The sequence below is a fragment of the Hydrogenophaga sp. Root209 genome (assembly GCF_001428625.1).
In the GTDB taxonomy this organism is placed as follows: domain Bacteria; phylum Pseudomonadota; class Gammaproteobacteria; order Burkholderiales; family Burkholderiaceae_C; genus Hydrogenophaga.
On sequence record NZ_LMIE01000022.1, the window covers coordinates 68,403 to 86,946 of the forward strand.

General features: G+C 66.2%; 21 protein-coding genes. 11 read left to right on the forward strand and 10 right to left on the reverse strand.

Features of this window, described 5'->3' with window-relative positions; genetic code table 11:
• Positions 1-543, forward strand: a complete 543-nt coding sequence (locus tag ASE11_RS11870; RefSeq protein ID WP_056271220.1) for a PaaI family thioesterase — start codon at positions 1-3, stop codon at positions 541-543.
• A 77-nt stretch (positions 544-620) separates the two neighbouring features.
• Here the strand turns inward: ASE11_RS11870 and ASE11_RS11875 are convergent, their stop codons facing one another.
• Complete coding sequence (locus ASE11_RS11875) at positions 621-1,139, reverse strand: OmpA family protein (protein ID WP_056271223.1); 519 nt, start codon at positions 1,137-1,139, stop codon at positions 621-623.
• 102 nt (positions 1,140-1,241) lie between these two features.
• On the opposite strand from ASE11_RS11875, the gene ASE11_RS11880 reads away from it, so the two are divergent.
• Both ASE11_RS11880 and pdxH read left to right on the forward strand, forming a co-directional pair.
• Positions 1,242-1,874, forward strand: a complete 633-nt coding sequence (locus tag ASE11_RS11880) for a gamma-glutamylcyclotransferase (protein ID WP_235501273.1) — start codon at positions 1,242-1,244, stop codon at positions 1,872-1,874.
• Between the two features lie 54 nt (positions 1,875-1,928).
• Positions 1,929-2,564, forward strand: coding sequence for a pyridoxamine 5'-phosphate oxidase (gene pdxH / locus ASE11_RS11885; protein WP_056271226.1), 636 nt, complete (start codon positions 1,929-1,931; stop codon positions 2,562-2,564).
• Here the strand turns inward: pdxH and folK are convergent.
• Genes folK through ASE11_RS11910 form a run of 5 tightly spaced genes read right to left on the reverse strand, consistent with a single transcriptional unit; the run spans position 2,561 to position 7,161 of the window.
• Entirely contained in the window at positions 2,561-3,028 is a 468-nt protein-coding gene (gene folK, locus ASE11_RS11890; protein ID WP_235501274.1) for a 2-amino-4-hydroxy-6-hydroxymethyldihydropteridine diphosphokinase, read from the reverse strand. The two genes, pdxH and folK, sit on opposite strands and share 4 nt — an antisense overlap.
• Positions 3,029-3,039: 11 nt before the next feature.
• Positions 3,040-4,704: a polynucleotide adenylyltransferase PcnB gene (gene pcnB, locus ASE11_RS11895; RefSeq protein WP_056271232.1), complete on the reverse strand. Its 1,665-nt coding sequence runs from the start codon at positions 4,702-4,704 to the stop codon at positions 3,040-3,042.
• Positions 4,701-5,369 (reverse strand): HAD family hydrolase, encoded by a 669-nt coding sequence (locus ASE11_RS11900; protein ID WP_056271235.1) that lies wholly within the window; start codon positions 5,367-5,369, stop codon positions 4,701-4,703. Before ASE11_RS11900 ends, pcnB begins: the two co-directional genes overlap by 4 nt.
• Positions 5,366-6,052, reverse strand: coding sequence for a DnaA regulatory inactivator Hda (hda, locus tag ASE11_RS11905; RefSeq protein ID WP_056271239.1), 687 nt, complete (start codon positions 6,050-6,052; stop codon positions 5,366-5,368). The genes ASE11_RS11900 and hda overlap by 4 nt, the downstream gene beginning before the upstream one ends.
• An 11-nt stretch (positions 6,053-6,063) precedes the next feature.
• The gene (locus tag ASE11_RS11910; RefSeq protein WP_056271242.1) at positions 6,064-7,161 is read right to left on the reverse strand and encodes an AI-2E family transporter; all 1,098 of its coding nucleotides are present in this window, start codon (positions 7,159-7,161) and stop codon (positions 6,064-6,066) included.
• A 149-nt stretch (positions 7,162-7,310) separates the two neighbouring features.
• On the opposite strand from ASE11_RS11910, the gene purM reads away from it, so the two are divergent.
• Positions 7,311-8,348, forward strand: a complete 1,038-nt coding sequence (gene purM / locus ASE11_RS11915; RefSeq protein ID WP_056271245.1) for a phosphoribosylformylglycinamidine cyclo-ligase — start codon at positions 7,311-7,313, stop codon at positions 8,346-8,348.
• Between the two features lie 4 nt (positions 8,349-8,352).
• On the opposite strand, the gene ASE11_RS11920 is transcribed toward purM, so the two are convergent.
• The 3 genes from ASE11_RS11920 to murJ form a co-directional block, all read right to left on the reverse strand.
• The gene (locus tag ASE11_RS11920) at positions 8,353-8,985 is read right to left on the reverse strand and encodes an NAD-dependent dehydratase (protein WP_056272178.1); all 633 of its coding nucleotides are present in this window, start codon (positions 8,983-8,985) and stop codon (positions 8,353-8,355) included.
• Between the two features lie 169 nt (positions 8,986-9,154).
• Positions 9,155-10,012 (reverse strand): SirB1 family protein, encoded by an 858-nt coding sequence (locus ASE11_RS11925; RefSeq protein ID WP_056271250.1) that lies wholly within the window; start codon positions 10,010-10,012, stop codon positions 9,155-9,157.
• Between the two features lie 32 nt (positions 10,013-10,044).
• Positions 10,045-11,604, reverse strand: coding sequence for a murein biosynthesis integral membrane protein MurJ (gene murJ / locus ASE11_RS11930; RefSeq protein WP_056272179.1), 1,560 nt, complete (start codon positions 11,602-11,604; stop codon positions 10,045-10,047).
• Between the two features lie 117 nt (positions 11,605-11,721).
• On the opposite strand from murJ, the gene rpsT reads away from it, so the two are divergent.
• The gene (rpsT, locus tag ASE11_RS11935) at positions 11,722-12,021 is read left to right on the forward strand and encodes a 30S ribosomal protein S20 (protein ID WP_069047062.1); all 300 of its coding nucleotides are present in this window, start codon (positions 11,722-11,724) and stop codon (positions 12,019-12,021) included.
• 452 nt (positions 12,022-12,473) lie between these two features.
• Here rpsT and ASE11_RS11940 read toward each other — a convergent pair whose 3' ends face one another.
• Positions 12,474-12,794: a DUF3579 domain-containing protein gene (locus ASE11_RS11940; RefSeq protein WP_056271256.1), complete on the reverse strand. Its 321-nt coding sequence runs from the start codon at positions 12,792-12,794 to the stop codon at positions 12,474-12,476.
• A gap of 279 nt (positions 12,795-13,073) precedes the next feature.
• On the opposite strand from ASE11_RS11940, the gene ASE11_RS11945 reads away from it, so the two are divergent.
• The 6 genes from ASE11_RS11945 to kynU all read left to right on the forward strand — a co-directional run bounded on the left by ASE11_RS11945 (position 13,074) and on the right by kynU (position 18,544).
• Positions 13,074-14,285, forward strand: coding sequence for an aspartate aminotransferase family protein (locus tag ASE11_RS11945; protein WP_056271261.1), 1,212 nt, complete (start codon positions 13,074-13,076; stop codon positions 14,283-14,285).
• Entirely contained in the window at positions 14,282-15,229 is a 948-nt protein-coding gene (gene argF, locus ASE11_RS11950) for an ornithine carbamoyltransferase (RefSeq protein ID WP_056271264.1), read from the forward strand. The genes ASE11_RS11945 and argF overlap by 4 nt, the downstream gene beginning before the upstream one ends.
• Before the next feature lie 10 nt (positions 15,230-15,239).
• The gene (locus ASE11_RS11955; protein ID WP_056271268.1) at positions 15,240-16,175 is read left to right on the forward strand and encodes a class I SAM-dependent methyltransferase; all 936 of its coding nucleotides are present in this window, start codon (positions 15,240-15,242) and stop codon (positions 16,173-16,175) included.
• The gene (locus ASE11_RS11960; protein WP_056271272.1) at positions 16,172-16,486 is read left to right on the forward strand and encodes a YkgJ family cysteine cluster protein; all 315 of its coding nucleotides are present in this window, start codon (positions 16,172-16,174) and stop codon (positions 16,484-16,486) included. Before ASE11_RS11955 ends, ASE11_RS11960 begins: the two co-directional genes overlap by 4 nt.
• Positions 16,487-16,578: 92 nt before the next feature.
• Positions 16,579-17,205, forward strand: coding sequence for an arylformamidase (gene kynB, locus ASE11_RS11965; protein ID WP_056271275.1), 627 nt, complete (start codon positions 16,579-16,581; stop codon positions 17,203-17,205).
• Between the two features lie 43 nt (positions 17,206-17,248).
• Positions 17,249-18,544 carry a kynureninase gene (gene kynU / locus ASE11_RS11970; protein WP_056271278.1) on the forward strand — a complete coding sequence of 432 codons (1,296 nt, stop codon included), beginning with the start codon at positions 17,249-17,251 and terminating at the stop codon, positions 18,542-18,544.

Here is an 18,544-nt window from a genome sequence, read left to right on the forward strand (position 1 = left end):
ATGACCCCGGAAGAAACACTGGCACAGTGGACGCAACAGTACGAAGCCGTCGTAGCACGCCTGAAGGCCGGTGTCGGCGTGGGCCTGGCCAACCCGGCCGATTTCGCGGGCCTGACCGGCCTGCAGCAGATGCAGGCCATGCTCGACGGCAAGCTGCCTTACCCGCACATCGCCGACACGCTGGACTTCTCGCTGGTGGAAATTGACGAAGGCCGCGCCGTCTTCCAGGGCCAGCCCCAGCTCAAGCACTACAACCCGCTGGGCTCGGTGCACGGCGGCTGGTACGCCACCCTGCTCGACTCGGCGCTGGGTTGCGCGGTGCACACCGTCATGCCGGTGGGCCGCGCCTACACCACGGCCGAACTCGGCGTGAACATCGTGCGCGCGGCTTCCTTCAAGAGCGGCCCGCTGCGCGCCATCGGCACCGTGCTGCACGCGGGCCGCCAACTCGCCACCGCCGAGGCCCGCATCGTCGGCGCTGACGGCAAACTCTACGCCCACGCCACCACCACCTGCCTCGTGTTCGAAACCCCGACAGGCTGAGGCCAGGCAAAAAAAAGCCCGGCGAACCGGGCTGACTGGAGGGTGGTTCGCCTTAGCCGGCGAGCATCCTTGCCGGCTCAACCGGCAATCGTCACTTCCACACGGCGGGCTTCGGCGTCGTTGCCGGTACCGGTGGTCTGCTCGGGCTTCTTCAGCTCCATGCTGGTCTCGGCCACGCCCGCACCCACCAGCGCGTCGCGCACGGCCAGCGCACGCTTTTTGGCCAGTTCGGCGTTGAATGCCGGGTCGCCGGTTGCGTCGTGAAAGCCCGAGAGCACCAGCCGCTTGCCGGCCTTGGCAGCAGCGATTGCATCGCCCAGCGCCACCAAAGCGCCAGATGCCAGATCGGCCTTGCCCGAAGCAAAGTAAAACTTCACCACGCCGTTTTCCACCACCACGCTGGCGTCGTCGCTCGAAGCCACTGCCGCGACCGCGGCGGGTGCAGCGGCCGCAGGGGCCGCAGCCACCGTCTTCGCAGCGCCACCACGGGATTTGTGGATACCCAGGCCCACGGCGAAGCCGGTCACCAGCACAATCACCGCCACCAGCAACACCGCGACCACGCGATACTCAACTTCGTTATCTTGGGAAGACATGGGAAACACTCCGTGAAAATGGTTGTACGTTCATCGACCTCCCGGGCGCAGCGCGCCAACCTGTCACAGCGGCACGGCCCTTCGGGCGCTGCAGGATTGTAAATGGCACCCTCCCACACCCCACCCCGCACGGTGCGCCCCACCACCTGGGACCCCGCCCAGCGCAACGGCGCGCAGATGATGGCCGACACGATGGCGCAGTGGCGCTCCCAAGGGCCTCGCCCCGACCTCTGGGTGTTTGCCTACGCCTCGCTGGTGTGGCGCCCCGAGTTCACCGCGGCCGAGCAGCGCCTGGCGCGCGTGCACGGGCACCACCGCTGCCTGGAAATGTGGAGCCGCGTCAACCGGGGCACCGTCGAATGCCCTGGTCTGGTGTTTGCGCTCCTGCCCGGCGGCAGTTGCACCGGCTTGGCGCTGCGTGTGCCGCACGACGAGGTGGAGAGCCTGATGCCGCTGCTGTGGGCGCGTGAAATGCCCAACCCGGTGTACGACCCCAGATGGCTGGCCTGTCAGACCGAACAAGGCCCGGTGCACGCGCTGGCTTTCACGCTCTCGCGGCGCAGCCCCAGCCACACCGGCACGCTGAGCGAGGAGCGCTACCGGGAGATTTTCAGCCGCTCCTGCGGACGCTACGGCACCACGCTGGACTACGCGCGCCAGACCTTCCATGGACTCTTGCACCACGGCATCCACGACCGCGCTCTGGGAAAACTGCTGCAGCTAGTCGACGAATGAGGCTCATTGACCTGCCGCAAGCCCGGGCGGACGGCCCACTCCTATACTGAAACCATGAACATCGCCGACCTGCGCAAGAGCTATGAGAAGGCCGAACTCAGCGAGTCGGCCTCCCACGCCGATCCCCTCCAGCAGTTCTCCAAGTGGCTGCACGAAGCCATCAGCAGCGAGGTGCCCGAGCCCAACGCCATGACCCTGGCCACGGTGGGCTCCGACCTGCGGCCCAGCACGCGCGTGGTGCTCATCAAAGGCTATGACGAGCGCGGCATCGTCTGGTACACCAACTACCAGAGCCGCAAGGGCCGGGAGCTGGCGGGCAACCCGTTTGCCGCGCTGCAGTTCCACTGGGTCGAGCTCGAGCGCGTGGTGCGCATCGAAGGGGTGGTGGAAAAGGTCGGTGATGCGGAGAGCGACGAATACTTCCACAGCCGCCCGCTGGACAGCCGCATCGGCGCCTGGGCCAGTCCTCAAAGTCAGGTGATCGACAGCCGCACGGTGCTCGTGACCAACGCCGCGAAGTACGGCGCGCAGTTCCTGCTGCAGCCGCCACGCCCGCCGCATTGGGGCGGCTACCGACTCAAGCCCGAGCGGTGGGAGTTCTGGCAGGGTCGCAAGAGCCGCCTGCACGATCGGCTTCGCTACACCGCACAAGTCGAGGATGGCTGGTTGCGCGAACGGCTTGCGCCCTAGAGTGCTTCGATCACCTGGTCAGCCACTGTGTCCAACTGGACGGCGCTGACCAGCAACGGCGCGATCTCGGCCAGCGGAACCAGCACAAAGGCGCGCTGCCCCATGCGAGGGTGCGGCACGGTCAAGCGCGGCGAATCGATGCGCGCGCCGCCAAACAGCAACAGATCGAGGTCGAGCGTGCGCGGTGCGTTGCGGTAGGGACGTTCGCGGCCGGCCTGTTCTTCGATGGCCTGCAGGGCGTCGAGCAAGGCCGGTGCGGTCAGGGTGGTCGAGACCTCGACCACGGCGTTGATGTAATCGGGCCCGGTGGACTGCACCGGTGCGGTGCGGTACAGACGGGAGGCACGCACGACACGGATGCCTTGCGTGTCGCCCAAAGCCGCCACAGCATCACGCAAGGCTTGGGCTGCATCGCCCAGGTTGGCGCCCAGCGCGACAAAGGCCGTGACATCAGGGCGGTCCACGGCCGACGAGGTCAGACCGGCCCCGGTTCGCCACCGGTGGCGGCGCCACCTGGCTTGCGGCGGCGACGGCGGCGCTTCTTGGCCGGTGCCGAGCCGTCGATGGACGCGGTCGACTCGGCGCCGTCATCGGACTCACCCGTGTCTTCCTCGTCCCGGTCGTCACCGCCCTCGTTGACCGCACGGAAACGCGGGTCGGGCGTGAGTGCGTCGCTCGACGCGCCGGCATTGGCCGGGTGGTCGTCGTCGCTGCGCTTCACGCGCCGCGCCTTGCCGGCACCGGGTTTGGCCAGGTTGTCTCGGCGCTGCGCGTCCACCATGTCTTCGCGCATGTCGTCACTGGCCATGCTGAAGGTTTCCCACCAGTGGGCCAGCTCTTCTTCCACCTCGCCCACCTGCGCGCGCAGGCGCAGGAAATCGAAGCCGGCACGAAAGCGCGCCTGGTCCACCAGGCTGAAGGGCGAGGTGCCCACGCGCTTGTCGAAGCGCGGCTGCATCATCCAGATTTCGCGCATGTCGGCGCCGAGCTTGCCGCGGCCCGACACATCGCCGATGCGCGCATCGAAGGCTTCGTCGACCGCATCCTGCAAGGCCGCGAACGGCGGCGGCGGGCGCTGACCCGGGCGTGCGTTCAGGCGCTGGCTCCAGCCCTTGCGCACATCGGCCCAGAGCACGCAGGCCAGCAGGAAACTCGGCGCCACGGGTTTGCCCTCGCCCACGCGCCGGTCGGTGTCTTGCAAGGCGAGTTTCACGAATTCGTCGTCGGCGCGTTGCACCACCACGTCGAGCAGCGGGTAGATGCCGGTGTCCAGACCGACGGCCTTGAGCTGCGCCACGCTGGCCAGCGCGTGGCCGGTCTGCAGCAGCTTGAGCATTTCATCGAACAGGCGGCTTTGCGGTACGTCCAGCAGCAGCTTGCGCGACGACGCCAGTGGCTCCAGCGTCTTGGCATCAAACGTGAAGCCGAGCCCGCTGAGCTTGGCGGCAAAACGCACGGCACGGATGATGCGCACCGGGTCTTCGCGGTAACGCGTGGTGGCGTCACCGATCATGCGCAGCGTCTTCTTCTTCGCGTCGCGGATGCCGTGGTGGAAATCGACCACGGTCTGCGACTCGGGGTCGTAGTACATGGCGTTGATGCTGAAGTCGCGGCGCGCGGCGTCGTGTTCGATGGGGCCCCACACGTTGTCACGCAGCACCCGGCCGCTGGCGTCCACCGCGTGTTTCATGCCGGCGAGTTCACCCTTGCTGGTCCGCTCGTTGCCGGCCACCTGCTCGGCGTCTGCACTGTCGAGGTAGGCGCGGAAGGTCGAGACTTCGATCATTTCGTGTTCGCGGCCGCGGCCGTAGATCACGTGCACGATGCGAAAGCGCCGGCCGATGATGAAGGCGCGGCGAAACAGGCCCTTGACCTGCTCGGGCGTGGCGCTGGTGGCCACGTCGAAGTCTTTCGGCCGCAGGCCCAGCAGCAGGTCGCGCACCGCGCCACCCACGATGTAAGCCTCGAAACCCGCCTGTTTGAGGGTGTGCACCACGTCCAGCGCTCGCTGGTCCACCAGCTTGGGGTCGATGCCGTGCACGGACACCGGCACGTCTTCGCGCTTGCCGAACGGGTTCGCGCGGCGCGCGGGGGCCGCTGGCGATTTGCCGAGCAGCCTGTCAATGAATTTCTTGATCATTCGAATAGGTTCAATATGCGCCAACCCCGTTCCAGGGCAATGGCTTGGAGCCGGGCGTCCGGATTGGTGGCCACGGGCTCATGCACTTTTTCCAGCAGCGGCATGTCGTTCATGGAGTCGCTGTAGAAGGTGCTGCGCTGCACGCCAGCCCATTCCAGGCCGCGCGCCGCCAGCCATTGTTCCACACGGGCGACCTTGCCCTCGCGAAACGACGGCGTGCCCCGAATCTCACCCGTGGGCTCGCCACGTTCGTCGGTGGCCAGATCGATGGCAATGAGCTCCTCCACACCGAAGGCCTGTGCGATCGGGCGTGTCACGAATTCGTTGGTCGCGGTGACGATCACGACCGTGTCGCCAGCGGCCTGGTGCGAGCGCACCAGTTCCAGTGCGGCGTCTTTCAGCGCAGGCTGCACCACCTCGGCCATGAAGCGTTCGTGCGCCTCCCGCGCGGTCTTCAGGCCGCGTTCGCGCACCGCTTCAATGGCAAAACGCACGTAGCGGTGGATGTCCAGCGTGCCCGCCTTGTAGTCGGCGTAGAAACCGTCGTTGGCCTGCGAGAAGCTGTTGGCATCGCGCCAGCCCAGGGCCACGGTGAACTCGCCCCACGCGTAATCGGAGTCAAACGGGATCAGGGTGTGGTCGAGGTCAAACAGTGCCAGTCTCATTCGTTTTCCAGCATGGATTTGATCAACGGGATGGTGATGGCACGCTGGGTGCGAAGCGCATAGGCGTCGAGCTGGTCCAGCAGCATCATGAGGCTGGAGAGATCGCGCGAAAAGCGGCGCAGCATGAAGTCCATCACCTCGTCGCTGAGGAAGACACCGCGGTCGTCGGCGGCGCGGCGCAGCACACCACGCCGCTCGGTTTCTCCGAGCGCGTGCAGTTGGAACACATGGCCCCAGCCCAGGCGGGTGCGCAGGTCCTCGCGCAGGTGAAGATCGGCTGGCGGGCAGTTGGCCGCGGCCAGCACCCAGCGCGCCGGGCCGTGAGCCGGGTTCTGCGCGTTGACGAACCAGTTGAAGGCCGCGGCCTGCTGCGTGGCGGTGTAGAGATGGCAGTCGTCCAGCAACACCGCGTCCCAGTGCTCGTCGAACTCGGGCGGGTCCAGCGTGTCAACGTCGATCCAGCCGACGCGGCTGCCTTGCTCGCGCAGGCTTTCGCGCACCGCTCGCAGCAGATGTGTCTTGCCGCTGCCGCTCTCGCCCCACACAAACGTGGGCACGGGCGAGCGCAGCGGGTTGTGCGTCCACAGCTTGAGGTGCTCCAGCGCGGCCTCGTTGCCGGCGGGCACGAAGTTGGCCAGTGTGGGGACGGGCGCAAGACCAATGTCCAGCGCCATCTGTTTCATGGGTCCTGTGCTCATGACTCGATGGTCCCGTTGGGGGTGCGGGGCCCATCGCCCAGGTACATCTGACTGGCCAGATAACCGCGCTTGGCGCGCCGGATAGCCACCAGCAGCACGGCGCTGGCGGGCAAGGCGATCAACACCCCCACAAAGCCGAACAGGTGACCAAAGGCCAACAGGGCGAAGATGACGGCGATCGGGTGCAGGCCGATGCGCTCACCGAGCAGACGGGGGGTGAGGTAGAGGCTCTCGACCACCTGGCCCAGCAGGTAAACGCCACCCACCAGCGCCACACCCAGCACGGTCTGGAACTGCAGCAAGGCGGCGAACAGCGCCATCACCAGGCCCAGGCCAAACCCCAGATAGGGCACGAACACGGCCAGCCCGGTGAACACGCCGATCGGCAGCGCGAGGTCCAGCCCCACGAGCGTCAGTGCCACGGTGTAGAGCACCGCGAGCACCGCCATCACCAGCAACTGACCGCGCAGGTACTGGCCCAGCACCTCGTCGGTTTCGTTCAGGAAGCTCTGCACACTCTCGCGCCAGCGGGGTGGAATCAGGTTTTTGGCGCGTGTGATCAGGTTCGTCCAGTCCAGCAGCAGGTAATAGGCCACGATGGGCATGAGGAACAGGTTGCCGATCACCGCCGCCAGCGCGCTGCCCCCGATGCGCAGGGAGGAAAGCAGGCCGTTGATCAGCTCACTTTCGTTGCCGGTGATCAAGGAGCGCAACCATTCGCGCACCTGGGTCACATCCACCTGCAGGTCGATGCCGAAGCGGGTGGCCAGTGGCAGCAGGGCATCGTTGAGCCGGTCCAGCAGCAGCGGCACCTGTTCGCGCAACAGCGGCACCTGCTTGGTGATGACCGGCACGATGAGCAGGAGCACAGCCAGCAGCACCAGCATGAGCAGCGCGATGGCCAGACCGGCGCCGAGCCAGCGCGGCACGCGCCGCTTGTGCAGCCGCTCCACCAGCGGATGCAGCGCGTACGCGAGCACGGCGGCCAGCAGGAATGGCATGAGCACTGGTGCCAGCAAGGAGAGCAGCAGAGCACTCACCACAGCGATCAGGGCCCAGAGCAAGGCGCGGATCTGGTTGGAAGTCAGTGGCATGGAGCGCGAGGGTCGATGAGGCCGCGAGGGCGACCCCTTAAAATCTGGAGCAAATTCTATCGGGCCACTCTCAGGGTACCCGAAAGCCCCCCACCCGCCCAGCGTCCCGCTCCACCGACCGCCCCGCCTCCCGCCGGGCCAGCCCGCACATGACCTCTTCCACCACCCCCCTTTCGTACAAAGACGCCGGCGTTGACATCGACGCGGGCGACGCGCTGGTCGAACGCATCAAGCCGCTGGCCAAAAAGACCATGCGCGAGGGCGTTCTGGCCGGCATTGGCGGTTTTGGAGCGCTGTTCGAGGTGCCCAAGCGCTACAAGGAGCCGGTGCTGGTGAGCGGCACCGACGGCGTGGGCACCAAGCTCAAGCTGGCTTTCGAATGGAACATGCACGACACCGTGGGCATCGATCTGGTGGGCATGAGCGTGAACGACGTGCTGGTGCAAGGCGCCGAGCCGCTGTTCTTCCTCGACTACTTCGCCTGCGGCAAGCTCGATGTGGACACCGCCGCTGCCGTGGTGGGCGGCATCGCCAAAGGCTGCGAGCTCAGCGGTTGCGCCTTGATCGGTGGTGAAACCGCCGAGATGCCGGGCATGTACCCGGCCGGCGAATACGACCTGGCCGGCTTCTGCGTGGGTGCGGTCGAAAAATCGAAGATCCTCACCGGCCAGAGCGTCAAGCCCGGCGACGTGGTGCTGGGCCTGGCCTCGCACGGCGTGCATTCCAACGGCTTCTCGCTGGTGCGCAAGTGCATCGAGCGCGCCGGCGCCGATCTGCCCGCCGCGCTGGACGGCATGCCGTTCAAGCAAGCCATCATGAAACCCACCCGGCTCTACGTGAAGAACGTGCTGGCGGCGCTGGCCGCTCACCCCATCAAAGCACTGGCCCACATCACCGGTGGCGGCCTGCTGGAGAACATCCCCCGTGTGCTGCCCGATGGCACGGCGGCGCACCTGGTCAAGGGCAGCTGGCCGCAGACGGAACTGTTTGCATGGCTGCAAAAGACCGCGGGCATCGACGACGTCGAAATGAACCGCACCTTCAACAACGGCATCGGCATGGTGGTGGTGATCGCCGCCGACCAGGCCGCCAGCTGTGCGGCCACGCTGCGCGGCCTGGGCGAAACCGTGTTCGAGATCGGCCGCATCGCCGAGCGCTCGGCCGGCGCCGCCGTGGTGGTCGCCTGAGTCCCTACAGAATTGCTTCCGACGGCAACACGTGCACCCCGGGCGCGGCCCCCAGCGCGGCCTTCAGCAGATGGTGTGCGATGCGCTCGGCAGGCACCACACGGTAGCGCCGCCGCAGCAGCGGCTGCACCCACCGAGACAAGGTCACGGCCAGCTGTTCGGCCGGCCGGCGCTGCTCTCGATCACCGCCGATCAACCCGGGACGCACCAGGGTCAGTGAGGGAAAGCCCACCGCCTGCAAGTCGCGCTCGGTCTCGCCCTTGGTTCGCGAATAAAACACCCGTGAGCCGGCATCGGCACCCAGTGCGGAGTTGAAGGCGAAGGCGCGCGCGCCATGGCGCCGCGCGAGGTTGGCCACCTCCAGCGGGTGGTCGTGGTCAACCTTGTAGAACGCTGCCTTGGAGCCCGCCACGCCGATGGTGGTGCCCAGCGTGCAGATGACCGACTCCACCTCCCACCAGCCGGCCTGCTCGGGCAAACGCTCGAAGTCCACCAGCGGGTTGAGCAGTTTGGGGTGCGGCACCAGTGACTTGCGCGTGGGAGCGACCACCCGGACCACGGAAGGATCGGCCAGCGCCTGGCGCAACACGTGGCTTCCGACCAGTCCGGTTGCTCCCACCAGCATCAGTTGTTTCATGGTCGTGTCCGTTGGGTTGATGGGGCTGCCCAGCCCCGGCAGGCCGATGCGGTGCTGCGTCCATTTCCGCAACCCGGTGGGGTAGGCGATGGTCACAGCGCACCCGTGGTGCGTCAACCGGCCTTACATGAGGTCACACAAATGAGGTCACACGGCCCTGCGGACGCACTCAGTTGAGCGCGCGGCGCAACTCCTTCACGCGCTGCGAGATGGCCTCGCGGTCCATGGTGTCCTCGGAGTGCTCGACGTAAATCTCCAGGTCGTTCACCGCCAGCCGCAGATCGCCCATTTCGGCCCACGCCAGGCCTCGATCGCGGTACTCGGACCACGCATCCGGCAACAAGATGAGCAAACGATCCTGCACGGCGATGAGCCGCAGCCAGTCTTCTTGCGTGCGGTGGATTTCCTTCAGGTTGCGCAGCAGCCGGGCGACGATGTCGCGCGGCGTGGCGGCCTGCAGATACAGCCCCACCGGCACATCGAAGTCGTCCACCAGGCCGTTGCGTCGCTTGTACGGCTCCAGCCGCTCCGAGAGGTCTTCGCGGCTCAGTGACTGACCAGTGAAGGGGTCGATCACCACCTGACCGTTGGGCAGGTTGACCTTCACCATGAAGTGTCCCGGAAAGTTGACACCCCGCGCCTTCAAACCCAGACCGGTGGCCAGCTCCAGCCACAAAACGGCCAGCGTGATCGGAATGCCGCGACGCGTGCGCAGCACGGCGTTGAGGTAGCTGTTGTCGGGATCGTAGTAGTTGTTGACGTTGCCGCCGAACCCCATGTCGCGAAAGAAAAACTGGTTCAGCGTGCGCAGCCGCTGCAAGGGGCCGGCGTCGGCATTGCAGCGCCGGCGCACGCGCGAGAGCATCTGGTCCACGTCACCCAGCACCTGTTGAACGTCCAGATCCGGGTACTCGTCCTGCGCGATGGACACGGCCGCCTCAAACAGCGGAAACGCGTCCTCTTCTCCCACTAGGGCGGCGAAATAGCCCAGGGGTGTCGGCGAAGGGAATGCGTACGCGGGGCTCATGACAGGCTTGCTTTCTGAAGCCGCAGGTTACGTCATTTTCGAACGAACTGGCGCAAGTTCAACCCCGCCAGCAACAGGGTAAGAAAATAGACCAAAACACCACCCAGCACGCACAGCGTCAGCAAGCCCACGCGCTCCAGTGCCCGGCCCTCGAAATCCAGCCAGTTCACCCGGGCGGCCACCCACATCAGGAACACGGCCAGCAAGGCACTGGAGGCCACCACCTGTGAGCCAAATCGAGCCCATCCAGGCGAAGGACGGTAGGCGCCCCGGCGCATCAGGCCGATCAGCAGGAACAAGGCGTTGACCATGGCGCCGATGCCGATGGCCAGCGCCAGCCCGGCGTGCGCCAGATGGGGCACCAGCAGGTAGTTGAGCACCTGCGTGAGGATCAGCACCACGATGGCGATTTTCACCGGCGTGCGGATGTCCTGGCGGGCGTAGAAACCCGGCGCCAGCACCTTGATGGCGATCAGGCCGATGAGCCCGGCGCCGTAGCCCATGAGCGCGCTGGCGGTGCGCTGCACGTCGGCCGCGGTGAAGGCGCCGTAGTGGTAGAGCACCGCCACCAGCGGCTGTGCAAAGGTGAGCAGCGCCACCGCGCAGGGCACGGCCAGCAGCACCACCAGGCGAAGACCCCAGTCCAGCAGGCCGCTGTAGCGCGCGGTGTCGTCGGCCGCCTTGGCCGCGGCGAGCTGCGGCAGCAGCACCACACCCAGCGCCACACCCAGCATGGCCGTGGGGAACTCCATCAAGCGGTCGGCATAGGTGAGCCAGCTCACGCTGCCGGTCGTCAGGTGCGACGCGATCTGCGTGTTGATCAGCAGCGATATCTGCGCCACGCTCACGCCGAGCAGGGCCGGCAGCATGAGCGTCGTCACGCGGCGCGTTCCCGGGTGGGCCCAGGCGGCCTTCAGGCCCGACCAGCGCAGGCTCACGCGCGGCAGCATGCCCAGCTTGCGCAGCGCAGGCAACTGCACACCGAGCTGCAGCGCGCCTCCGAGCAACACGCCCCCCGCCATGGCAAAGATCGGCTCGATGCCCTGCGTGGCGAACCAGGGCGCGCCCCAATAAGCGGCGGCGATCATCGCCACGTTGAGCAGCACCGGCGTGGCCGCCGGCACAGCAAAGCGCTTCCAGGTGTTCAGGATGCCGGCCGAGAGCGCCACGAACGACATGAAGGCGATGTAGGGAAACATCCAGCGCGTCATGAAGACGGCGGCATTGAACCCTTCCTCGCTCAGACCGCTGGCCATGGCCCACACCAGCACCGGCGCGCCCAGCACACCCAGCACGCAGGTGAACGTGAGCGCCCAGGCCAGCACGGTGGCAATCTGGTTGACCATCAAGCGCGTGGCGTCGTCGCCCTCCTTCTCACGCGCACCCGCCAGCACCGGCACGAATGCCTGGCTGAAAGCACCCTCGGCGAAGAGGCGGCGCAGCAGGTTGGGAATGCGGAAGGCGACGTTGAACGCGTCGGTCAGCGCACTAGCGCCAAAGGTGGCCGCCATGAGCAGTTCGCGCACCAATCCCGTGATGCGGGAAGCGAGGGTGAGCAGGGAAACGAGAGAGGCGGATTTGAACAAGGTCACGGCGCGAGTGTAGCGACGCGCCGCCGGGGCACCCAGTTCAGCCTTGCCAGCATCCTGGCCCGTGCTAAAATCGCGGGCTTTGCTGGCATCATCCCCAAACATTGAAGGAATCACATCATGGCAACCAAGCCGAAGAAAAAGAACCCCCGTCTGGCGTCTGGCCGCAAGCGCGTACGCCAGGACGTCAAGATCAACGCAGCCAACACCTCGCTGCGCTCCAAGTACCGCACCGCTGTGAAGAACGTGGAAAAAGCCGTTCTGGCCGGTGACAAGGACAAGGCGACCGAATTGTTCGCCAAGATGCAAAAAGTGGTGGACATCGTTGCCGACAAGGGCATCTTCCACAAGAACAAGGCCGCTCGCGACAAGAGCCGCCTGTCGACCAAAGTCAAGGGCCTCGCAGCAGCCGCTGCCTGAACCCCACCGGTCTGGCCCTGTCAGACCACCAGCCCGGACCTGCAAAGGTCTGCCGTTTGAAACGGGTGCGCTGCCAGCAAAAGCAAAAAAGCCGTCGAAAGACGGCTTTTTTGCGTCTGGGCTTCTTCAGGTCTGTGTGTTTCGAAGACACCTCTCGCCTGCACCTCGTGGGCTCGTGAGCGAGCGTCGCCCTGCTCCGCGGCTGTCCTCCGGGCCGGCTGCGCCGTCCCTCCTCCTTGATGCCGCTGCGCAGAACGCCACTCACTCACGAGCTGGCGTGATGTTGGCTCAACCACAGACCGAAAGCCAACAAGGTCATCGGCGGCCATGGGGCAGGGCGCAGCGAAATAAAGGGGGAGAGGCGGCGAAGCCGGCTCGGAGGACATTCGCGGAGCCGTGCTCCATGGCCGCCGAGACCGGACCAACCGGAGAAAACAAGCGGGAGAAAAGCCTCAGGAAGACCGCGGCAGGTCCGGCAACAAACAAGCTTCGGCCACCTGCAGATCGTTGTCCCGCGCAAAGTTCATGCAGAAGTCCCAGGCCATGGGTTCGGCTTCGCGCAAGTCCACGTGGACCACCACGCACTTGACGCCGTTGATGGTGTTGGGGACGCACCAGGGGGAGTAACTCAGGTGGCTGCCCGGTTGTGCGCCACCTGGGCGAAACGGGCTCATGACGCCGGCCAAACGCTCGGCCCAGTCGCTCGGCCGGAAGGTACGGCCGTTCTGGGTGATGCCCTGGATGAAGACTTGTTTGGCTGTCGGTGAAACCATCGGGAGAAGCCTTCGGATGGAGGGCCGTGCAGAGGAGAAAACCACCACCGGAACGAGGATCGCTCGCCGCTGGAAGCGATGGGTATTATATCTTATATAAGACTTGAAACGAGGGATTACCCGGACCCGGAACACCCGGTCGCGGCGCATTTCAGCGATGCCCAACAAGCAATGATGATGCCCGGGCGCTGCGCCTAAAATCGCGCTTCGACGGCTCAACCTTCGTTGAGCCGCTTTCTTTTTGGCCCCTCCAGCGCCTTTCTTTTCCGGAGTCACCGCATGAACGCCGCCCTCAAACCCGTCGCCTCGCCCCATGTGATGAACACCTACGGCCGCCTGCCGGTCGCGATGTCGCACGGCAAAGGCGTGCGGGTGTGGGACGTGAACGGCAAGGAATACATCGACGCGCTGGCCGGCATTGCCGTGAACACCCTGGGCCACGGCCACCCCAAATTGGTGCCTGCCTTGCAGGACCAGGTGGCCAAGATGATCCACTGCTGCAACTATTACCACATCCCCGACCAGGAACGCCTGGCGCAGATGCTGGTGGAGCGCTCGGGGCTGACCAATGTGTTTTTCTGCAGCACCGGCCTGGAAGCCAACGAAGCGGCCCTGAAGCTGGCGCGCAAGTACGGCCACGACAAGGGCATCGAGCGCCCCGAGATCGTGGTCTATGAGAAGGCTTTCCACGGCCGCAGCATCGCCACGCTCTCGGCCACCGGCAACCCCAAGGTGCAGGCCGGCTTCGGCCCGCTGGTGGAAGGCTTCATCCGCGTGCCGCTCAACGACATCGAAGCGCTCAAGAAGGCCACCGTGGGCAACCCCAACGTGGTCGCCGTGTTCTTCGAGACCATCCAGGGCGAAGGCGGCGTGAACCCGATGCGCGCGCAGTACCTCCAGGACGTGCGCGCGCTGTGCGACCAGCAGGACTGGCTGCTCATGATCGACGAGGTGCAATGCGGCATGGGCCGCACCGGCAAGTGGTTTGCCCACCAGTGGGCGGGCATCGTGCCCGACGTGATGCCGCTGGCCAAGGGCCTGGGCTCGGGCGTGCCCATTGGCGCGGTGGTGGCCGGCCCCAAGGCCGCCAACATCTTCCAGCCGGGCAACCACGGCACCACCTTCGGCGGCAACCCGCTGGCCATGCGCGCCGGGGTGGAAACCATCCGCATCATTGAAGAAGACGGCCTGCTGGCCAACGCCGAGCGCGTGGGCGCACACCTGCGCGAGGCGCTGGAGAAAAGCCTGGGCGGCCACGCTGGCCTGAAAGAGATCCGCGGCCAGGGCTTGATGATCGGCGTCGAACTCACCCAGCCCTGCGGCGCCCTCACCCAGCGCGCCGCCGACGCCGGCCTTCTGATCAGCGTCACCGCCGACAGCGTGATCCGCCTGGTGCCGCCGCTGATCATGACCATCGCCGAAGCCGACGAGGTGCTCGCCATCCTGCTTCCCTTGATCCACGCCTTTTTTGCCGAGCAGAGCCCGACATGACGATCCGCCACTACCTGCAGTTCAAGGACCTGAGCGCGGCCGAATGCGCCCACGTGCTGGAGCGCGCCGCCCACATCAAGAAGAAGTTCAAGGCGTTCGAGAAGTACCAGCCTTTCGCTGACCCCGACCGCACATTGGCCATGATCTTCGAGAAGGCCAGCACGCGCACCCGCGTGAGCTTCGAGGCCGGCATGTACCAGATGGGTGGTTCGGTGGTGCACCTGACCACCGGCGACAGCCAGCTCGGCCGCGCCGAGCCCATCGAAGACAGCGCCAAGGTGATCAGCCGCATGGTCGACCTGGTGATGATCCGCACCTTCGAGCAGCGCAAGATCGAGGCGTTTGCCGCGCACTCGCGCGTGCCGGTGATCAACGGCCTGACCAACGAATTCCACCCCTGCCAGATCCTGGCCGACCTCTTCACGCTGGTGGAGTACCGCCCGGCCGCCAGCGGCCAGCCGCTGGACGCCATCAAGGGCAAGGTGGTGGCCTGGGTGGGTGACGGCAACAACATGGCCAATACCTGGCTGCAGGCGGCCGAGCTGCTCGGCTTCACGGTGCATGTGAGCACGCCCGGCGGCTACGAGGTCGACCCGGTGCTCGCCGGCATCAGCAACCGCGACTGTTACAAGGTCTTCAAGGACCCGCGCGAAGCCTGCGCTGGCGCCGACCTGGTCACCACCGACGTGTGGACCAGCATGGGCTTCGAGGCCGAGAACGAGGTGCGCCGCGAGGCCTTCAAACGGTGGTGCGTGGACGAAGACATGATGCGCACCGCCAAGCCCGACGCGCTCTTTATGCACTGCCTGCCGGCGCACCGCGGCGAAGAGGTCAGCGCCGAGGTCATCGACGGTCCGCAGTCGGTGGTGTGGGACGAAGCCGAGAACCGCATGCACGCGCAAAAGGCACTCATGGAATTCTTGCTGCTCGGCCGCCTGGCCTGAGAGCGGCTTGATGCAGGCCCTGCTCGACGCGATCGCGCGCATTGAACCCGGCACCGACGCCCGCCGTGTCTTCCACGGTCGCGGTGGTCTGCACCCGGGCTGCGAACACTGGACGCTGGATGCGTTTCCACCGGTCTGGCTGCTCACCAGCTTCCAGCCGGTGTCCGAAGACACCCTGACCGTGATCGGTGAAGCCTTGTCGGCGCGCTGGAACGAGATCGCGCCGGGTGAGCCACTGAACTGGGTGTTCCAGTGCCGAGGCGAGGGCCAGGCCGACACCCGCCTGATGGCCGGCAGCGTGCCCGATCCGCACGTGGTCAGCGAGCGCGGCGCGCGTTACCTGGTGCACGTGCTCAAAGGGCAAAACCACGGCCTGTTTCTCGACATGGCCGAAGGCCGGCAATGGGTGCGCGAGCATGCCGCGGGCCACAAGGTGCTCAACCTGTTTGCCTACACCTGCGCGTTTTCGGTGGTGGCGCTTCAGGGCGGCGCGAAGCAGGTGGTGAACGTTGACATGAGCGCTGGCGCCATGGCCATCGGTCAGCAGAACCACCCCATCAACGCCCTGCCCTCGGGCGCGAGCTTCCTCGTGCATGACATCTTCAAGACCTGGGGCAAGATCACGCGCGGGGGTCCGTACGGCCTGGTGATCGTTGATCCGCCGAGTCACCAGAAGGGCAGCTTCGTGGCCACCCAGGACTACATCAAACTCATCCGTCGCCTGCCCGATCTGCTGCGCCCCGAAGGCCGCGTGCTGCTGTGCCTGAACGCGCCGCAACTCAGCCCGGCCTTTCTGATGGACCAGATGCGCGAAGCCGCACCCGAGCTGGTGTTCGAGCAACGCCTGGCCAACCCCGCGGTGTTCGCCGATGTCTCCGACGAGCGCTCGCTCAAGGTGCTGGTGTACCGGGCGCCTGCGGTGGTCAGGGCCAGCGCAGGTTCATGAGCTTTTGTACCGCTTGCGGCGCCTGTTGCGCGTGCTTTCGCGTTGATTTTTCGGTCCATGAAATGCAGGACATGGGCGGCTCGGTGCCTTCGGGCCTGGCGGTGGAAGTCACCAACACCACCATGCGCATGCGCGGCACCGACCACTCGCCACCCCGCTGCGCCGCGCTCACCGGCCAGCTCGGCAAGAAGATCGGTTGCGGCATCTACGAGTGGCGCCCATCGCCCTGCCGTGAGTTCGAAGAGGGCAGCGACGCCTGCACCCGCGCACGCCAGCGCCACGGCCTGCCGCCCGTCGACGGGGCAGACTGAAGGTCGCATTTACTTCAGGCCTCAACTTTTTTGAGGCCTGTTGGGATTAACCGACACCACGGTTTTTTTCACGGTGCTACCTTCACCGCACCATGAACAAACTCTGGGACATCTCCCCACCCGTGCACGCAGCTTCCCCGGTGTTTCCGGGGGACACGGCCTACACCCAGACCTGGGCCGCCACCATCGGCCCGGGCTGCCCGGTCAACGTGAGCGCGATCACGCTTTCGCCACATGTGGGTGCGCACGCCGACGCGCCACTGCACTACGACGCGGATGGCGCATCCATTGGTGAGGTTTCGCTCGACGCCTTCCTCGGTCCCTGCCGCGTGATCCACGCCATCGGTTGCGGCCCGCTGGTGCGGCCCGAACACATTGCACATGCACTCGCTGACTTGCCTGAAAGAGTGCTGATCCGCGTCTACGAGCGCCAGCCGCAAGACGCGTTCGACGACGCCCTGCCCGCCTTCGCTCCAGAAACCGTGGAACAACTCGCCGACCTGGGCGTGCTGCTGATCGGCATCGACAGCGCCAGCATCGACCCGGCCAACAGCAAGACGCTGGACAGCCACCACACCATCCGCCGCCGCGGCCTGCGCGTGCTGGAAAACCTGCTGCTCGACGACGTGCCCGAAGGCGACTACGAGCTCATCGCCCTGCCCCTGAAACTCACCACCGCCGACGCCAGCCCCGTGCGCGCCATCCTCCGGGAACTCTGAAACCGTTCGGGCTGAGCCTGTCGAAGCCCTCTTGAGAACCACCATGACAACGACCCTTCACGACTGCCGCGCACTCGACGCGCAAGACCCGCTGCGCTCCCTGCGCGACCTCTTCCACCTGCCCGAAGGCACCATCTACCTCGACGGCAATTCGCTCGGCGTGATGCCGCGCGCCACACCCGCGCGCGTGGCCGACGTGGTCACCCGCGAATGGGGCACCGACCTGATCCAGAGCTGGAACAAAAACGGCTGGTTCGCCATGCCGCAAAAGGTGGGCGACAAGATCGCCCGACTGATCGGAGCGGCACCCGGCACCGTGGTGGCCACCGACAGCACCTCCATCAACCTCTTCAAGGTGCTCTCGGCCGCGCTCAACCTCAGCACCGCCGACCACCCGCAGCGCAAGCGCATCGTGAGTGAGCGCAGCAACTTCCCGACCGACCTCTACATCGCCGAGGCGCTGTGCAAGGAGCGTGGCTTCGATCTGGTCCTGGTCGAACCTGAAGAGATTGCCGCGGCCCTCACGTCCGAGGTGGCCGTGCTCATGCTCACGCACGTGAACTACCGCACCGGCGCCATGCACGACATGCCCACCGTGACCGCCGCCGCACACGCGGCCGGCGCACTCATGCTGTGGGACCTCGCACACAGCGCGGGCGCCGTGCCGGTGGACCTCACCGGCGCGGGAGCCGACTACGCGGTGGGCTGCGGCTACAAGTACCTCAACGGCGGCCCGGGCGCCCCGGCCTTCGTGTGGGTCAACCCGCGCCACACCGACCGCTTCTGGCAGCCCCTGGCCGGCTGGTGGGGCCACGCCACACCGTTTGCTTTCACACCCGACTACCAGCCCGCGCCCGGCATCACACGCTACCAATGCGGCACCCAACCCATGATCAGCCTGGCCGCGCTCGAGTGCGGCGTGGACACGCTGCTGGCCACCGAGTCCGTTGGTGGCATGGCCGCGCTGCGCACCAAGTCGCTCGCGCTCACCGATCTCTTCATCTCGCTGGTGGACGAGCGCTGCCAGGGCCACGGCATCGGCCTGGCAACACCGCTCTCGCACGCACAACGCGGTTCGCAAGTCTGCTTGACCAAGGACGAAGGCGCCTACGCCATCGTGCAAGCGCTCATCGCACGCGGCGTGGTCGGCGACTACCGCGCCGGCGACCCTTCGACAGGCTCAGGGCGAACGGGGGCGAAGGACATCCTGCGCTTCGGCTTCACCCCGCTCTACATCGGCTTCGAAGACGTGTGGCACTCGGTCGAACACCTGAAGCAGGTGTTGGACAGTGGCGAGTGGCAGCGCGCCGAGTTCAACCAGAAACACGCGGTGACCTGA

Coding starts and splice junctions, on each gene's coding strand:
- ASE11_RS11920 (WP_056272178.1), bottom strand. CDS start 8,985: ATGAAACAACTGATGCTGGTGGGAGCAACCGGACTGGTCGGAAGCCAC.
- pdxH (WP_056271226.1), top strand. CDS start 1,929: ATGAACATCGCCGACCTGCGCAAGAGCTATGAGAAGGCCGAACTCAGC.
- argF (WP_056271264.1), top strand. CDS start 14,282: ATGACGATCCGCCACTACCTGCAGTTCAAGGACCTGAGCGCGGCCGAA.
- ASE11_RS11960 (WP_056271272.1), top strand. CDS start 16,172: ATGAGCTTTTGTACCGCTTGCGGCGCCTGTTGCGCGTGCTTTCGCGTT.
- ASE11_RS11955 (WP_056271268.1), top strand. CDS start 15,240: ATGCAGGCCCTGCTCGACGCGATCGCGCGCATTGAACCCGGCACCGAC.
- ASE11_RS11925 (WP_056271250.1), bottom strand. CDS start 10,012: ATGAGCCCCGCGTACGCATTCCCTTCGCCGACACCCCTGGGCTATTTC.
- ASE11_RS11940 (WP_056271256.1), bottom strand. CDS start 12,794: ATGGTTTCACCGACAGCCAAACAAGTCTTCATCCAGGGCATCACCCAG.
- rpsT (WP_069047062.1), top strand. CDS start 11,722: ATGGCAACCAAGCCGAAGAAAAAGAACCCCCGTCTGGCGTCTGGCCGC.
- kynU (WP_056271278.1), top strand. CDS start 17,249: ATGACAACGACCCTTCACGACTGCCGCGCACTCGACGCGCAAGACCCG.
- ASE11_RS11910 (WP_056271242.1), bottom strand. CDS start 7,161: ATGCCACTGACTTCCAACCAGATCCGCGCCTTGCTCTGGGCCCTGATC.
- pcnB (WP_056271232.1), bottom strand. CDS start 4,704: ATGATCAAGAAATTCATTGACAGGCTGCTCGGCAAATCGCCAGCGGCC.
- ASE11_RS11900 (WP_056271235.1), bottom strand. CDS start 5,369: ATGAGACTGGCACTGTTTGACCTCGACCACACCCTGATCCCGTTTGAC.
- ASE11_RS11945 (WP_056271261.1), top strand. CDS start 13,074: ATGAACGCCGCCCTCAAACCCGTCGCCTCGCCCCATGTGATGAACACC.
- hda (WP_056271239.1), bottom strand. CDS start 6,052: ATGAAACAGATGGCGCTGGACATTGGTCTTGCGCCCGTCCCCACACTG.
- ASE11_RS11875 (WP_056271223.1), bottom strand. CDS start 1,139: ATGTCTTCCCAAGATAACGAAGTTGAGTATCGCGTGGTCGCGGTGTTG.
- ASE11_RS11870 (WP_056271220.1), top strand. CDS start 1: ATGACCCCGGAAGAAACACTGGCACAGTGGACGCAACAGTACGAAGCC.
- ASE11_RS11880 (WP_235501273.1), top strand. CDS start 1,242: ATGGCACCCTCCCACACCCCACCCCGCACGGTGCGCCCCACCACCTGG.
- purM (WP_056271245.1), top strand. CDS start 7,311: ATGACCTCTTCCACCACCCCCCTTTCGTACAAAGACGCCGGCGTTGAC.
- kynB (WP_056271275.1), top strand. CDS start 16,579: ATGAACAAACTCTGGGACATCTCCCCACCCGTGCACGCAGCTTCCCCG.